Here is a 439-nt window from a genome sequence, read left to right as displayed (position 1 = left end):
CGATCCTGATGACGTCGTTCGCCTTCATCCTGGGCGTCGTGCCCCTGATGCTGGCGACGGGGCCGGGGGCCGAGATGCGCCAATCGCTGGGCACCTCCGTCTTCTCGGGGATGCTGGGCGTGACCTTCTTCGGCCTGATCTTCACCCCGGTCTTCTATGTGGTCTGCCGCTGGCTTTCCTCCAAGCTGCCGCAGGGCCACAATCCCGGACCCAAGCCGCCCACTCGGCGAGGTGTTTGCGTTGGTGATCGGCCCGACACAGCGGGATCAGGTCACCGAGCACCGTCCACCCTCCGGCTTCGGGGTCGGTGTGGTTGAACGGCCGCCAGTGGTCGAGGTCGCACAGGTGTGACGGCATCCCGCAGTACGGGTATCGGCACCAGGCGTCGTTGGCCAGCACCTCAGCGCGCAGGGCGGCGCTGGGTGCATAGGTCAATGCC

The 439-nt window shown here is 67.0% G+C and carries 1 protein-coding gene and 1 pseudogene; one reads left to right on the top strand and one right to left on the bottom strand.

Annotated features, from left to right (window positions below; genetic code table 11):
• Positions 1-164: pseudogene (locus P3L18_RS28480) on the top strand (efflux RND transporter permease subunit); the annotation flags it as partial.
• On the opposite strand, the gene P3L18_RS28300 reads toward P3L18_RS28480, so the two are convergent.
• The coding region (locus P3L18_RS28300) for an HNH endonuclease signature motif containing protein (RefSeq protein ID WP_276116012.1) at positions 142-439 on the bottom strand (298 nt) is incomplete at its 5' end. The pseudogene P3L18_RS28480 and the gene P3L18_RS28300 overlap by 23 nt on opposite strands.

Source organism: Gordonia sp. N1V (assembly GCF_029269935.1).
GTDB lineage: Bacteria > Actinomycetota > Actinomycetes > Mycobacteriales > Mycobacteriaceae > Gordonia > Gordonia polyisoprenivorans.
The sequence above is the reverse complement of the archived record's forward strand: the minus strand, read 5'-3'. Positions and strand labels throughout refer to the sequence as shown.